General features: G+C 47.3%; 14 protein-coding genes. 8 read left to right on the top strand and 6 right to left on the bottom strand.

Annotation, left to right across the window (positions count from 1 at the left end):
- The first annotated feature begins 2 nt into the window (after positions 1-2).
- Positions 3-860 (top strand): AmmeMemoRadiSam system protein B, encoded by an 858-nt coding sequence (gene amrB, locus NWE96_10880; protein ID MCW3984477.1) that lies wholly within the window; start codon positions 3-5, stop codon positions 858-860.
- On the opposite strand, the gene NWE96_10875 is transcribed toward amrB, so the two are convergent.
- The 3 genes from NWE96_10875 to NWE96_10865 form a co-directional block, all read right to left on the bottom strand.
- Positions 857-3,535 carry a PocR ligand-binding domain-containing protein gene (locus NWE96_10875; GenBank protein MCW3984476.1) on the bottom strand — a complete coding sequence of 893 codons (2,679 nt, stop codon included), beginning with the start codon at positions 3,533-3,535 and terminating at the stop codon, positions 857-859. The genes amrB and NWE96_10875 overlap by 4 nt on opposite strands.
- Positions 3,536-3,639: 104 nt before the next feature.
- A complete protein-coding gene (locus tag NWE96_10870) occupies positions 3,640-4,395 on the bottom strand; it encodes a sugar phosphate isomerase/epimerase (GenBank protein MCW3984475.1) in 756 nt (251 codons plus the stop codon).
- Between the two features lie 220 nt (positions 4,396-4,615).
- Entirely contained in the window at positions 4,616-5,941 is a 1,326-nt protein-coding gene (locus NWE96_10865; protein ID MCW3984474.1) for a glycoside hydrolase family 5 protein, read from the bottom strand.
- A gap of 170 nt (positions 5,942-6,111) precedes the next feature.
- Here NWE96_10865 and NWE96_10860 point away from each other — a divergent pair, with 170 nt between their 5' ends.
- The 5 genes from NWE96_10860 to NWE96_10840 all read left to right on the top strand — a co-directional run bounded on the left by NWE96_10860 (position 6,112) and on the right by NWE96_10840 (position 10,235).
- A complete protein-coding gene (locus tag NWE96_10860) occupies positions 6,112-7,497 on the top strand; it encodes a TldD/PmbA family protein (protein ID MCW3984473.1) in 1,386 nt (461 codons plus the stop codon).
- A complete protein-coding gene (locus tag NWE96_10855; protein ID MCW3984472.1) occupies positions 7,484-8,848 on the top strand; it encodes a TldD/PmbA family protein in 1,365 nt (454 codons plus the stop codon). Before NWE96_10860 ends, NWE96_10855 begins: the two co-directional genes overlap by 14 nt.
- A gap of 123 nt (positions 8,849-8,971) precedes the next feature.
- A complete protein-coding gene (locus NWE96_10850; protein MCW3984471.1) occupies positions 8,972-9,565 on the top strand; it encodes an Hsp20/alpha crystallin family protein in 594 nt (197 codons plus the stop codon).
- 41 nt (positions 9,566-9,606) lie between these two features.
- Positions 9,607-10,038 carry a hypothetical protein gene (locus tag NWE96_10845; protein MCW3984470.1) on the top strand — a complete coding sequence of 144 codons (432 nt, stop codon included), beginning with the start codon at positions 9,607-9,609 and terminating at the stop codon, positions 10,036-10,038.
- Positions 10,039-10,112: 74 nt separating this feature from the next.
- The gene (locus NWE96_10840) at positions 10,113-10,235 is read left to right on the top strand and encodes a hypothetical protein (protein MCW3984469.1); all 123 of its coding nucleotides are present in this window, start codon (positions 10,113-10,115) and stop codon (positions 10,233-10,235) included.
- Between the two features lie 10 nt (positions 10,236-10,245).
- On the opposite strand, the gene NWE96_10835 is transcribed toward NWE96_10840, so the two are convergent.
- A complete protein-coding gene (locus tag NWE96_10835; protein ID MCW3984468.1) occupies positions 10,246-10,536 on the bottom strand; it encodes a DUF131 domain-containing protein in 291 nt (96 codons plus the stop codon).
- Between the two features lie 6 nt (positions 10,537-10,542).
- On the bottom strand, positions 10,543-10,809 hold the full coding sequence (locus NWE96_10830; GenBank protein MCW3984467.1) for a DUF131 domain-containing protein: 267 nt from the start codon (positions 10,807-10,809) through the stop codon (positions 10,543-10,545).
- A gap of 111 nt (positions 10,810-10,920) precedes the next feature.
- On the opposite strand from NWE96_10830, the gene NWE96_10825 reads away from it, so the two are divergent.
- On the top strand, positions 10,921-11,751 hold the full coding sequence (locus NWE96_10825; GenBank protein ID MCW3984466.1) for an OB-fold nucleic acid binding domain-containing protein: 831 nt from the start codon (positions 10,921-10,923) through the stop codon (positions 11,749-11,751).
- Positions 11,752-11,776: 25 nt separating this feature from the next.
- Here the strand turns inward: NWE96_10825 and NWE96_10820 are convergent, their stop codons facing one another.
- A complete protein-coding gene (locus NWE96_10820; GenBank protein MCW3984465.1) occupies positions 11,777-12,793 on the bottom strand; it encodes an isocitrate/isopropylmalate dehydrogenase family protein in 1,017 nt (338 codons plus the stop codon).
- A gap of 206 nt (positions 12,794-12,999) precedes the next feature.
- Here NWE96_10820 and NWE96_10815 point away from each other — a divergent pair, with 206 nt between their 5' ends.
- Positions 13,000-14,358, top strand: coding sequence for an ATP-binding protein (locus NWE96_10815; GenBank protein MCW3984464.1), 1,359 nt, complete (start codon positions 13,000-13,002; stop codon positions 14,356-14,358).
- The last annotated feature ends 120 nt before the right edge of the window (positions 14,359-14,478 follow it).

Below are 14,478 nucleotides of genomic sequence, written 5' to 3'. Positions count from 1 at the left end.
GTTTGCCCAGCATTCGGCGTCCAGTTGTTGCTTCTCAATTTTATGAGGGCGACGCCGAAGCGCTTAGAGCACAGCTTACCTCCTGTTTCCTTCATAGACTCGGACCACAAAAACATCCAACCATAAACAAAACTACCCATCCACGAGAAATCGTGGGTTTAATTTGCCCCCACGCAGGCTACATGTACAGCGGCCCCGTGGCGGCACATGCTTTTTACCATTTAGCCCAAGATGGCAAACCCGACACCGTCGTCTTGCTTGGCCCCAACCACACGGGTTACGGAAGCGCCCTCTCGATTATGCGTGAAGGCACCTGGCAGACACCACTGGGCAAAATCGAAATCGACACAGCCTTAGCCGACGACATACTGCACGAAACCAAATACCTCGACATCGACGAATTAGCACACCGCTTCGAACACTCTTTGGAGGTGCAGTTACCCTTTCTGCAGTACCTATACGGCGACAACTTCAAAATCGTGCCGATAAGCTACCTGATGCAGGATTACGATTCAGCCGTCGAAATCGGCAGAGCCCTAACTGAAGCCCTAGACGCCACAAACACCGTGGTTATCGCTTCCTCAGATATGACGCATTACGAATCCGCTAAATCAGCAGCCGCCAAAGACCACAAAGCGCTAAATCGAGTTGCCGCTCTTGACGCCAAAGGCTTCTTTGATGTCGTCGAAGCAGAAAACATCAGTGCCTGCGGTTACGCTCCAATCACCAGCCTAATCACCTACGCAGACGGCGTCTGCGCCAAAGCTGAACTTCTCAGCTACCACAATAGCGGCGACATAACAGGCGACCCCTCAAGCGTCGTCGGATACGCAGCTGTGTGCTTCAAAAAACAGCCCTAAACTGGAAATTTCAGCGTAAACTTGGTTCCTTTGCCTTCTTCACTCCAAAAAGCCACTGTTCCACCCATCGCTTCAGTCATCCGTTTAACTACAGCTAAACCGAAACCTTGCCCCTTGGCTTTAGTAGTCATCAAAGGCGTGAAAAGTTTATGCTGCACAACAACTGGGATGCCTTCACCTGTGTCTTCCACCGAAATCTCCATGTTATGCTTCTTGGTTGAAGCGGTTATGGTGAGGTCGCCGCCTTTAGGCATAGCTTGAACTGCGTTCTGCACCAAATTCACAATAACCCGCTTTATCATTGTAGGGTCTACTTTTAGTTGCTGCATGTTTTCTTGGATTTCCAAAGTAACCTTCACGTTATCTGGAACAACCACTATCGAAAGCGCGTCGGCAATCGACTTCTTTATGAAAACTGGTTCTGGTTTTGGGTTAAGTGGTCTGGCGAAATCCTGCAGGTCCGCAACAATCTTGTTGATGTAGACAAGATTTTCTTCAATACTGTGGATGCTTCCCTGCAAGCTGGTTTTTTCTTCCCCATTTGGCAGGGCCTCTATTTCTTTGCGCGCCAAGTACAGTTCATTAGTAATAGCCTGCAGCGGGTTACGGATATCATGACCAACCATACCAGCGGTGGCGCCAATCGCAGATAAGCGTTCGGCATCTTTAAGCTGCTTAGCCCTCTGTTCGGCTAGCTGCTCCATCTGGGAAGCATACGCTTTTACTTCAGCAGCTTTATCTTCCAGCTTGAACTGTAACTCTTTTTGTGTGTTCAACGATTTAGCAAGCTTTAGGTTTGCAAGGCTAATTTTAGACAGCATCTCAGACAACCCCGCATAAAACCGCATCAATGCCTCAGTGTTTTCGCGGCTAAACCTGGGAACACGGTCAAATGCCGCGAGATATTCTTCCTTGTTGAACCCATATCTTTCTGCTTGAGTAACGAAAATGCTTCGGTCTGGGATTTCGTCGTCAAAGAAGAATTGACCGAAAAAGACGTTGCCGACGTGTTTGTCGCCGATGAAAAGCGGAGTAACCACATCCCACATGCTGTTTTTGCATTTATAGAGGCTTATCTGACCCTTTTTGAGGCCCCTTGAAAGTTCAATGTCACTTTCGATACAGTTTTTGCATGTGCGAGGGTTGACGCGGTGAAATTTGGTACAGATATCTTGCCACCCTGTCCCAACGAGAACTTTTCCTTTGAGGTCGATTAACGCAAAACCCATGTTTGTAACTTCGTAGAGACGATCCATGGTGGACTGTAATGAAGGCACATCGATTATGTTTGCGAGGTCGTTTTCGCCTATCTCGATATCTGGAGAGAGTACTGAGTCAAGTTTCAGTTTAAGGCGTTCTTCGCTTTCTCTTAGGGCTTGTTCTGCCTTTTTGCGTTCAGTGACGTCTTGAACCATACCAACAGAGCGAATTACTTCGCCGTACTTGTCCCGTATATGGAAACATTTTTCGTGAACTATCCGTACTTCGCCTGATTCTTTTTTTACCACACGGTGCTCAATTTCAAAGTTGTCTTTACCCTCGTCGAGTGAAGCATTATACTGCTTATCAACAATTTCGCGGTCGACAGGGTGCACACAACTTAAAAAATCTCCATAGGTTGCACCGAATTCTGAGCGTTTAACTCCAAAAATTCTGTAAACCTCATCAGTCCACACCAGCTTGTTAGCAACTAAATCCAGTTCCCAACTGCCTACATGCGCGATTTCTTGGCTTCGTTTTAGATGTCCTTCGCTTTCTTTTAGCGCTTCTTCAGCTTTTTTACGTTGAGTAATATCTTCGATTATAACAGCAAAGTACCCTTTTTTTGGGCTAAAAGCAGATACATCCAACCAAATACCGAATGCATCTATGAATATTTCAAATTTCTCTTCAAACCCAGTAGACGCTACTAACCCCAGAGTGTTAAAAACATGCGGGTCAACATTTCTAAGCGAATGGAAAGCTTCTGTTGCTTTTTTTCCAAGCACCTGCTCCTTTTTCACCCTCAATATCCGCTCAAAAGCTTGGTTAACCTCTAAACATATGAAATCCCGCGGTTTATCCTGCTTATCATAAACCATTTGACAGAAAGCAAACCCATCAACCATGTTCTCAAAGAGCACCTGATACTTCTCTTTAGACTCCAACAATTCTGCGTCCGCGCGGCGCTGACTTATTATTCGGTTGAGTTCTGTTCCGATTAATTCAAGCTGGTCAATGTCTCTCTGAGTATAGGGAGCTTTTTTGTTTCCAACCCCAAAAATTGCTTTTGTTTTTCCTTTCTCAATTATGGGTATTCCCAGCATCCGTTTTAGTGGAACATGCCCTTTTGGGAGACCTTTCTGGTTTGGGCTATTTTTGAAGTCATTGTAAATTATGGGGCGCCTGAAACGGATGCAGTCAGCCCAGTTCCCCGCCTCAGCCATCGGATAGTGATTAACATAATTGGCTGTGCAGTTTTTCAGCGCTTCTTTGTTCCAAGTGGTTAACGCGATTGTTTTTTGGTCGTCGCTAACGAAGTGAAAGAAACCTATCTTGCTTTTTGTGAGGTTAACTGCGTGGTCTAAAAAGTAATCGTAGAGTTCTTGGTCAGGCAATGTTAGGGCTTTTCGGTATAGTTCAAGTAAAAATTTTCCGCTACCTAAAGTGTCCTCCCTAACCTTACGTGAACGCAAGCGTTTGCCCTCTTTCTCACCTTTAGCATCCTGAAGCAAAAAAGAAAAATGTTTCCCTCAAAAAATTAAACAAAAAAAGAAAAAGTGTCGAAACAGTTTGACGTTTAATACTCTTTTAACAGGTTTTCGAATAATTTTTTGGTTTTAGCGATGTCAGCCATCGAAGTAGTATGCACAAGCTCTAACGTAATAGGGCCATCATAACCGAAACCATGCAGCGCCGATAGAAAATGGGTAAGTTCGGTTTTTCTCTCAAAGAAAGGCTTGTGATGCTTATCAGCCATATGCACGTTGCAGACGCGGCTACCAAACCTGTCTAGCAATTCATCAACAACCTTTGTCTCCAATGCATGGCACAAATCAAACGTGAACCCCATCTCACCCTTTGGGTCGATGACGCCAAGTACCTCTTCGAGTTCCTCAACATTTTTGCCAAACCCAGTTGAGTTAAACGAGAGATTTTCCAGTGAGAGTTTGATGCCTAACTTTTTTGCGAAAGGGTTGATTTCCCCAAAAACTGCTTCTAAACATTCAGCTCTAACTTTAGCTGGCAGCTTCTTTGAGACGTTTGAGTGCACAGTCATCAATGGCGCCTTTAAGGCTCGGGCGCACTCCAGCGAAATCTTGCCGTAATACACCGCCTGATGCACTTCAATGGGGTCTTTAACGTGCAACACGGCTGAATGTAGAGTTAAACAGTTTAAGCCTGAAGCCGCCAACGCCTTCTGTTCGCGGTAAACGTCGGTGTCATGTTCTTTTTTGATGGATTTCATGTTGAATTCGATGTCTTGGAATCCGAGGTTTTTGGCAGCTTTGAAATTCTCGTTAATGCGAAGTTTACTGAAAATTCCGTTAGACAAACTTAACCTCATCGGCAACCATCTACGTTGTACTTGATGGGGGTTTGAAGGAAAAAAGCGTTACCTTCAGCAAAGACGATCAGGACTAAAGTATTGCTAAACGTTTTTCCAGGTTGGTTTAGTGGCGGAGCGGCAAACCGCTTGTCCTTTATATAAGGGGAGGGGGCCTCTCCGCAGAGACGTCGCGTGGTTCAGCGTTGCCCAAATATTCTGTTGTGGTTTAAGCGGTTTCTATGAAGGTTTTGCCTGCAAAGTTAGGTGTAGGCGAACCTCCAGTCCATACATCACTTGAAACTAGTGCTTCCCCAGCGTAACCGTAAGCAACCGACACCGAGTCCTGCATCCAATAGTAAGCGCAGACACCTATACCAAGGTCTTTGGCGTTTTGCAGAATCGCTGTCCAGAAGCTGTATTCGCGGGCGCGTCTCTGCGCCAAAGTCAAGTTGCCTCCGCCGAAGCGTTCCTCAACACTGGCCCAGTAGTTGTAGATGAAATCTGCGTCGAGCACGCCCATTTCGTTGAAAACCAGTGGTACTGTGCAGTTGATGTTTCTGGTTTGGGGCACCATGTCGGGTGCGTTTAGTTGGCGTTTGACTTCTTCGTAGTTGTGTGCCCATTGCAGGTTGGGGTAAGGGGAATGCATGTAGGTGTGTGTGGTAAAGGCTACGTTTAGGGGTGCTTTGCTTGTGGCGTTTTTTAGTTGGCTGAAAAGTTCAGGTGCCCAAGTGAGGCTCTGCCAGCCTGGCACGATGCCTACTTCCCACTGCATGAACACCAGATTTTGGTTGCCTAAGTTGCGGATGGTTTTGTAAGCTTCAATCATGTAGCTAAAGAAGGCGGTTTTGTTGTCGCCTGGTTCATTCCACAACTCAAAAATCACGTTTCTGTATCCACCCAACCGTTCAACGACGCTGCCCCACCATAGCCGCCAAAACTCCATCTCGTTTCGTCCTGCATCGGAGGTTACGGTTTGGATGAATTGGTAGCTGGCGGTGTTGGGTACCCATGTGCCGGGTTCCCCCTCGAAGGTTCTGCTAAACAGGTAGCCGTTTACGGCGCTGTAGGGGCATAGATCGACGTAGATGCCGTATTTGGCTGCTTCTTGTACCAGTGTTTCGAGGTAATGTCGATAGCTTATGGTTATGTTGGCGGCTTCGGGTTCATAGGTCGCGCGTGAGATGTTGTCTGTCCACCACCAATCCACGGGTATGAAGATGCGTATCATGTTGACGTGCCAGTAATCGCGGTAGCACTGCAATGTGGCATCCATTTTGTGCAGATTCTCCTCTATAGGTCGCCATTTTTGGTCCCAGCTAAAAACCTGTTCTCCTGGCTCTGACCACATGCCAGACGGCGACTGCAAATCCCCCGAGCGGCCGATGCCTCGCAAATAAACGACGTTGCCGTAAGCATCCAAGATTTTGCTGCCGGAAGTGTGAAGAGCCATCGTTTTAGTTGAGTTGAAATGGTAATCTACGAGAGGAAGCGTGGCTATCAGTGTAATTGTCAGAAGTGAAACTGTGCTGATGACGAGTTTTTTGTTCATCAAAAGCCTCTGCGAAACCCGTTTAGGAAACCTTAAAAACCATTTCTAGTTAAACAAGACGTAACCAGATTCTTAAAGCGTACTGTAGAGCACCAGCCCCCATTAGATGAGAAAACGTAACCGTTTTATCCCCCCACAAAAATCCTATTACCGCTATAGGACCGATTATCTTGAAGGACCTTCTCACAAAAATCACTACAGCCGCCACCGACAAGTTCGGAGCACAGTACGCAGAAGCAAGAGCACAGCACATCGCAAAAACGATGCTGACGCTCAAAGAGGAACGGGTGGAAGCCGCCAAGCAGGGGATAGAAAACGGCGTCGCCATCCGTGTGCTCGTCAATGGTGCATGGGGTTTTGCCTCGGTTGGTTCGCTGGACGCGGCCATTTTGGAGGGTGCCTTGTCGGATGCCTGTCGGATGGCAAAACTGGCGAGCACACGCCTCAAGACGCCGATTAAGCTGGCGCCATCGAAGGCAGTTGAAGACCATGTAACAGTTAAGCCGAAAAAAGACCCCTCTGAAGTGTCAGTGGAGGACAAAATCAAAACCGCGCTGACTATAAATAAAGCTATCCTCGGTTTCGATGGGCAAATCAAAAGTTGTGGAATAGACTATGCTGACTTGTTGATTAAGGGCTTTTTCGTTAACAGTGAAGGCGCTGCAATCGAGCAGGATAAGCTCTACGTGTGGGCTCGTGTCACCGCTTCAGCCCAAAACAACGGCGAGTTTACGTTTAGCCGCGAAGAAATAGGTTCCACTAAAGGCTACGAACTCTTTGACGAATACGCACCCGAAGAATTAGGCAGAACCGTTGCGAAACGAGCCGTCGAACAAATTAGTGCAAAATGCCCAAAGGGTGGCAGATTCCCCGTTGTGTTGGGTCCAAACGTTGTTGGCGTGTTTGTGCATGAAGCGTTTGGGCACTTGGCGGAGGCGGATTTGGCGCTTTCAGGCGGTGTACTGGCTTCCAATATGGGTAAAAAAATAGGCTCAAATCTTGTCACTTTCTACGACGACGGCACAGTGGAGGGCTCGTTTGGCGCATTCAAGTACGACGACGAAGGTGTCGCCAGCCAAAAGACCCTGCTCATAAAAGACGGCGTCGTCTCTGGCTTGATGCATAACCGCGACACCGCACACAAATTCAACACCGCCCCAACAGGCAACGCGCGGGCAGAAGACTTCCGTGTGGAACCCATCATCCGTATGCGATGCACCTACATGGCACCCCGCGATCAAAAACTCGAAGAACTCCTTGAAGGCGTCAAATCAGGTTACTACTTCAAGAGCTTCCGCGGAGGTCAAGCCAGCTTAGACGGCACTTTTCAAGTCGGTATCCAAGAAGGATACGAAATCAAAAACGGAGAAATCGGCCCAGCAGTGCGCAACGCATCCATAAGCGGCAACACACTTGAAACCCTGCATAAAGTGGATGGTGTCGGGAAAGATTTTCATTTGGACCCTGGAAGGTGTGGTAAGGGTCAGACAGCGTTTATCTGTGACGGTGGACCGCACATAAGAGTCAGCGAGGTGGTTGTCGGTGGCAGCGCTTGAAAAAAACATTATGCTCAACTTAGCGGAGAACACGGTGAAAGCGGCGCTTAAGTTGGGTGCAGCGGAAGCAGAAGCTTACGTTTACGACGGTCAAGCAGTTAACATCGGCGTAGAGTTGGGGCAAATCAGCAAAACCAACCGCATAATCGACCGCGGCATAGGCGTGCGCGTCGTCGCAAACAAGGCCATCGGCTTCGCCTACACCAACATAATCAACGACCAAGGCGCCATCGAAAACGTGGTTGCCCGTGCACTAGGCGCAGCGAAAGCAAGCAAACCCGACCCAGACTGGAACGGACTCCCCCAAAAGAAACAATACAGCGGCACCGAAGGCACTTTCGACGAGAAAATTGTTGCGCTCAGCCCTGAAGATTTAGTTAAAGTCACCTCGACGATGCTGGATGCCGCGGGCGGTGTGGATAAGCGTGTGTTTCCAGTTGAGGGCGGAGTGGGAAGCGGATGTGTTTCAGCTGCTATCGCTAATTCTAGTGGCATCACTGGCTACGATAAGGGCACCATCGTCGAGTGCAGCCTCGCGACGCTGGCAAAAGAAGGCGGCGCGGTGACTCCGATTTGCTTTGAATTCAACGCCGCAAGAAACTACCGTCTTGACCCCGAGTGGGTTGGCAAGGAAGCAGCTAAACTGGCGGTTTCAGCGCTAAAACCTAAACCTGTCGAATCAAAAAAAGCCAAAGTCATTCTAACTCAATTTGCTCTCCAAGACCTCTTTGCATACACTCTAATGGGTGCGGTTAAAGCTGATAGTGTACAGAGAAATCAATCGCCGTTTAAGGGCAAAATTGGTGAACAGGTCGCCTCGGAAAATCTAACTGTCTACGACGACGGCTTGTACCCTGCTGGATTACGGACCTCCGTATTCGACGGCGAAGGCATACCTCGACAAAAAACGCCAGTCATCGAAAAGGGTATCTTACGTAACTTCCTCTACGACAGCTACACCGCCAAAAAGGAATCAAAAGAAAGTACTGGCAACGCATCACGCGCAGGTTACCTCTCCACGCCAGGAGTTGAAACCACTAACTTCCACATACTTCCAAGCAACAAAACCTCCAAGCAAATGCTCTCAGAGTTGGGTGACGGTTTGCTTGTCTACTACCTTCAAGGTGCACACAGCAGCAATCCCGTTAACGGAGAATTTTCAGTGGTGGCAACATTATGCTGGAGAATTAAAAACGGCGAAACAGCGCATCCATGTAGAGGTGTGATGTTAGCAGGCAACATATTTGACCTCCTTAAAAACGTCGCGGTAGTGGGGGGTAACGAGCGGCAGATGGGTTCTTTGATTGCTCCATGGGTTATGGTAGAGAATATGCGTGTAATCGGCAAATAACCCTCAGATGCAGCTGTTTCTGTTGTGAGGACTCTTTTCTTTATTTAAAGGACATTTGTTTGGGTTTGTTTGTTACAATATATTTATTGGTTTGCAATCCCCCTCAATAGACTGGTGATGTGTGTGTCAGATAACGACGATTTTTCTGAATGGGTCAAAAAACGTCGTAGCTCAAACAGAGACCCCTTCTTCGGCGACATAGATAACATGTTTAAAGAGATGGAGCGGATGATGGATGAGGAACTCAAAGACTTCACCCAGAAAGTGCCCAAAGAATATGTAAAGGAGCGTACTTTGCCTGACGGCAGCACTGTGAAGGAGCTTGGGCCATTCGTGTACGGTTACAGTATGAAAATCGGACCCGACGGCAAACCTGAAATCCAAGAGTTCGGCAACATCAAAAAAGGCCTCAAAGGACCTCCAGAAGTCAAAGAAGAACGCGAACCCCTGGTGGACATCGTGGATAACCCTGCTGAAGTCCGCGTGGTAGCCGAGTTGCCAGGTGTGGAGAAAACCGACATAAAACTGCACGGAACCGAAGACTCCCTTGACATCTCCGTGGACACGCCACAGTACAAGTACTACAAGGAAGTCCAGTTGCCAGCTAAAGTTAAAGTCAAAGAAGCCACCTCAACCTACAAAAACGGCGTCTTAGAAGTGGTTTTGCCAAAGCAGGAACCTTCTAAAAGCCGTGGTGAACCAATTAGTATAGGCTAAAAGTCTAAATTCTCTCTCCTTCTATATGTTGCTTGAGTACGATGAGCGATAACTCTGAGGTTGAAACGCTAAATGCTATCTGTAGAGAAGCCAAAGCTGCAGGTAAACTTTCAGGCGACAACCTCAACGATCTCTACGAATTGTTTGGGCAAAGATTCACCAAAGCCCTCGACGCCGTAACAGAAGGCAGAGTAAAAAAGTACATCTTTAAGCCGTCAGGCAGAGTTGTCTGGATAGTTGTGGGCAGAGAACGTGACTACCTTATCATGCCTGAAGCGGAGTTTTGTACCTGCGATGACTTCTACTTTCGGGTGCTCGACAAAAAAGTCCACATGTGCTACCATCTGTTGACACAAAAGCTTGCCCAAAACCTCGGCTGGTTCAAAACCTACGAGGAAAACGACGAATGCTACGACATGCTTATGAACGAATGGAAAAAGCCGCCTGCTGACAAGGTCAAAAAAGAAGTTTAAGCTCAAGCGGTTTTTTGGGTTTAGATTTAAATATGTAAGTTGCTACAACAGTAGGATATACAGAGGGAACCCCAATGGGATTAAGCGAATACTTCGTAACACTCCAGTACGTCTTGATGGGCTCGATTGGCATTGCTTTAGCGTTGATTTTCCTTTATGCCTACTACGGTAGAGATGAAGAGAAAACAGAAGAATAAACCCCAATTTTTAGTTGCTTCTTTTAGTACGCCTGTTTAGGATAAAGAACGCTGCAACACTGATTATTGTTAAAACTACGCCTATGCCGATTAACCATGCAGCGTTTGGGCCTGAACCGAAAACGATCGGTATGGGCCCGATGAGGATTACGCCGCCCACGCTTCCACCGTTGCCAAAAACCAGCGACGCCACAACTATAACGGCGATGCCGACAAAAACAAGCACAAAACCAGCCAGCAGCAAACTCATCACTCTGCCAGAAACAGCAACTCCCCCTTCACTGCTTTCTTCACTGAACAATTTCATCTACCTCAACAGCCAATAATACGCCAAAAAAGTAACTAAAACAACCACTGAAAGCGCTATCGCCAAAACCAAAACCGTTTTAACCGCTTTCTTATCTGTCCCAAAAATTATGGGAATCGGCCCAATCATGATTACCCCAGCGCCGCTTACTCGGCTTTCACCGCTTTTTTCGCCGCCAACTGAGGCGCGGATAAGCGCGGCAACAATCAGTACAACGCCAACTATTACTAGTGCTATGCCGATTGTGATTAAAAGGGACAACTCCAACTGCAGCGCACCTAAACAACATGGCTTCTGCGTTTTTAATAAACATACTCAAAACCAAGTCGAGAGGCAAAAATTTAAAGTGCTTGCACTGTTTAATCGTGTCGGCGCACAATGACCACCCAAGACCTAATCGCGGAGATTACAGCCAAAAACCCACAGATAACCCAAACTCAGCTCCTAGAGCAACTGGAGCGTGAGCGGGCTAGAACCAACGGGTTGTTGGGTGACGAAACGCTGTTGCGGTTGATTGCCGCCAAGCTGGGCGTTTCGGTTCAGCAGAACAACTTTCAGAGTTGCGGTACCATAACGTCAGGGCGGCTGCTTGCAGGCTTGTACGATGTTAATGTGTCGGGGCGGTTAATTGCGGTTTTTCCTGTGAAAACTTTTCAGGGCGAAGAGAAATCTGGTAAATTCGCCACTTTGATGCTGGGTGACTGCGATGGGCTTTTGCGAGTGGTGCTTTGGAATGAGAAAGCCGAGTTAGTTGAGCGCGGCGAATTAAAACCTGGGCAAACCGTTCGCCTCCTGCATGGGTACACGCGGGAAGACCGCTATGGCAAAGTCGAGTTACACATGGGCAATAAAAGTCAAATCGAACCGTTACCCCCCGAAAAAACCAACATCCCCCCGATAGAGAGGTTCACAACAAAAATCGGCGCTCTAAACAGCAACATGGGCAATGTTCACGTGTGTGGAACTGTGAAGGCGGTTTATGGCAAAAACGGGTTCACCAGAGGCGACACGGATGGGGTGGTTATGCGGTTGGCTTTGAGGGATGATTCAGGCGAGGTTGTGGTGGTTGTTTGGAACGAGAAGGTTGAAGAGTTGGAGAGGTTGCTACGTGAAAGCCCCCGCCTTTTGTTGATTAACTCCCGAATAAAGGAAGCAAACAACGGCGTTGAAGTCCACGTGGACTCTAACACTTTTGTTTCAGTGAACTAAAACAAAGAAGAAGAAAAAAGGTTGATTAAATTTTTGCAACTATGGCCGCGGTGATTTCGCTGCCTTTCGCGGTGCCGCCTAAATCGTGGGTACGGACTTTGCCTTCTTTGAGCACTGCGATGACTGCATCTTCGATTTTCTGTGCCGCTGCCTTCTCGCCCAGCCAATCCAGCATCATAGCGCCCGCCATTATAGTTGCGATGGGATTCACGCGGTCCATGCCTGTATATTTGGGTGCGGAACCGTGGACTGGTTCAAACATGCCATAGGTTTCGCCAATGTTTGCACCTGCCGCCAAGCCCAAGCTGCCTGTAACCTGCGCCGCTTCGTCAGAGAGGATGTCGCCGAAGAGGTTAGTTGTAACCATGACATCGTATTTTTCGGGTTGCTTGATGAGTTGCATGGTGGCTGCGTCGATGTGTAAATCGTCCACTTCGACTTCAGGATACTTTTTCTGTGCTTCTTTAACTGCATCTTTGAAGATGCCGTCGGTTATGCGCAGGATGTTGCCTTTGTGGATGTAGGTTAAGTGTTTTTTGCGTTTCATCGCCAACTTGAAGGCGAAATCCGCGACTTTTAGGGAGGCTTCACGCGTGATAATTCTAAGCGCCACCCCAACGCCGGGGGCAAGCAGTGACTCTGCACCTGAGTAGAGGCCTTCTGTGTTTTCTCGGACTACGATGAGGTCGATGTTGGGTTTGAGTGATTCCACGTTTGGGAAAGTACGCGATGGACGCACGTTAGCGTAAAGGTTAAACATTCGTCGAAGGGTAACAGCGACGCTGACGGGTGCGCCTGGTTCTTCAGGAGTGGTCATGGGACCTTTGAGGCATGCGTGGGTTTTTTTGATAAGTTCCACGGTTTCAGCGGGCAGGTTTGTTCCGTGTTGTGGAATGCAGTGTGCTCCTGCTTCGCCGTAGAGAATGTTAAGTTTGAAATCTGATTTTTTTTCTACCGCTTCAAGCACCTTGACGGTGGCTTCGGTGACTTCGGGGCCGATGCCGTCGCCTTTAAGCGCGGCTATAGTGTAAGTTTTAGTCATAACGGTTTCTTCCTTGTGGTTTTTGTAGAATAATGTTTTGGCTTATCAGTTTTCCTGTCTGCTTTCATGTTTTTCCTATCTGGATGCGGTTCTTGTTTGCGTTAGTACGTTACTTTACGTTATTTTATTTACACACAAAGCACTAAGTGACTCAGTTACGCAGAGGTTTTTAACGGTCCATATCAGCTTTAGCGTAGAGGAAATGAATGTATCAAGCATTAAAAGACAGCCTATTCTTGTTCGTTCCATTCCTTGCGTCACTGACGCTTTCCTTCATACTCATATACCTCTATTTTAAAGACAAAAACAAACGTAAACTCGTGTTCTCATTCGGTCTTTTCACATCAGCCTTTGGTTTTTATGCCCCCATTATAGCAACGTTGGGTGGAACACCGCTTTTTCCCGCTGGAGAGTGGCTGTTTATGCCGATGGCTCTTGCAGTTGCCATAGCGGCGTTGTCAAGCCTCTTCAAAGTTGAAAACTTCCAAATTCCATTCGCTGTTTTTATGGTTGGAACTGTGCTTTCTTTGGCTGCGTTTTTTGCTCAGTTCCCCTTTACGGAGCTGCGTTTAGGGTTGATGATTCTATTAACTGGAACCGCTGTCCCAATTTTGATCTACCTCTTCTCTAAAAGCCGTGATTCAGCGGACCTTAATTTTTTGATTGCCGCATTGTGCTTTTTGTTTGAGGGGTTAGTTCTTGATCTGGGTACTTCAATTGATATCCCCGTTATGCTGGCGGTTTTCGGGGTGGTGTTCATCGCTTTCATGTTCCACCGACCCCAAACCGTGAACCCAAGCAGTCTGCCCTCTTTCATAGTCTTAGAGCAGAAGCTGGAAGAAGCAAACAGAAACCTCAAAGAAATGGAGACGAAACTGCTTAACGCGGAACGGTTGGCGGCTATCGGGGAATTAGCGGGAATCATTGGGCATGACCTCCGTAATCCTTTGCAGGGCATCCGAAGTGCCACATATTACCTCAAAACTCACAGTAACATCGCCAACGAGGACCCTGCTTGCAGCGAGATGCTTGACGAAATCGACAGCTGCATTAGGCGTTCAGACAAAATAATCAACGACCTAATAGATTACTCCCAACCCATCACCCTGCACCCCTCGCAGACTGACCCTAAAAACCTGATCGATGCATCGCTTAAACAGATAACTATTCCAACAAACATCCAAATAGTTAACAACGCAACCAACGACCCTGCAATGGAAGTTGATGTTCGCAAGATTGAACATGCCTTCGCTGCCGTAATCAAAAATGCCCTTGACGCCATGCCAGAAGGCGGAAAACTAGCAATCAAAACCAAAAAAAGTGACAACGTTGTCGTTTTCAGTTTTCAAGATACCGGTTTAGGCATGAATCAAGAAACTCTCACGAAACTTTTTACCCCTATGTTTACGACGAAGGCGAAGGGTATGGGGTTTGGTTTACCTGTCTGCAAACGCTTCATAGATGCTCATGGAGGAAAAATCGCTGTTAAAAGCAGCCTCGGCAAAGGCACAACCATAACCATAGCACTCCCAACACACCAAAGCAAAGAACAAAAAGAAGCCTAAACGTGGCATTTTAATACGAATTAATTGTTCACAGACCTTATATTCGTTTTGCGAATACAAAAATCTCGCTGAAAAACTTGCTTAAACAACGATGCTTACTGATTCAGAAGAGAGAAAACA

This window comes from Candidatus Bathyarchaeota archaeon (genome assembly GCA_026014685.1).
Lineage (GTDB): Archaea > Thermoproteota > Bathyarchaeia > Bathyarchaeales > Bathycorpusculaceae > Bathycorpusculum.
The sequence above is the reverse complement of the archived record's forward strand: the minus strand, read 5'-3'. Positions and strand labels throughout refer to the sequence as shown.